The organism is Pseudomonas sp. NBRC 111138 (assembly GCF_001320835.1).
Taxonomy (GTDB): Bacteria; Pseudomonadota; Gammaproteobacteria; order Pseudomonadales; family Pseudomonadaceae; genus Aquipseudomonas; species Aquipseudomonas paracarnis.
Genome location: NZ_BCBO01000017.1, coordinates 1 through 581 on the forward strand (window position 1 = coordinate 1; position 581 = coordinate 581).

Sequence of the window (581 nt, forward strand, 5' to 3'; positions counted from 1 at the left end):
ACCATCCAACTGTGTTGACTGCCAGGCTGCCTTCGCAGGCAAGCCAGCTCCCACATAGGACTGCGGCGCGTCAGGTGGACAAGCGTCGCTGTCAGGCCGCCACGGGAGCAAGCTCCCTCGCCACAGATACAGCGTCGTACCAAAGTTATGTAGATACCTATGCTGCGATAGCGGTGTGTCAGAGGCCGTTGGGCTAACTGAACCGCCGATTTCGCAGGCAAGCCAGCCCCACATGGATCGCATTCCAATCCTGCATCGCTCTACAATGCCCCTATTCATCCCCGGGGGCTTCATGGACATCGAACTGGCACGCACCTTCCTCGAAATCACCCGCTGCGGCAGCCTGGCCGCGGCGGCCGAGAAACTGCACGTCACCCAGACCGCTATCACCGCTCGTGTCAAAAACCTCGAGAACCAGCTCGGTTGCACGCTGTTCGTGCGCAACCGTGCCGGTGCGCGGCTGACCGCCGACGGCGAGGCCTTCGTGGTGTACGCCAACCAGTTGCTGCAAACCTGGGAAGCCGCCCGCCGTGACCTGCCATTGCCGGACGGCTATCGCAATGTGCTGCATATCGGCGGGG

The 581-nt window shown here is 62.1% G+C and carries 1 protein-coding gene; it reads left to right on the top strand.

Translation table 11 applies throughout. The annotated features are described in order from the left end of the window. Positions 1-292: 292 nt before the first annotated feature. On the top strand, positions 293-581 hold a 289-nt coding region (locus APH41_RS03495), incomplete at its 3' end, for a LysR family transcriptional regulator (protein ID WP_156359021.1).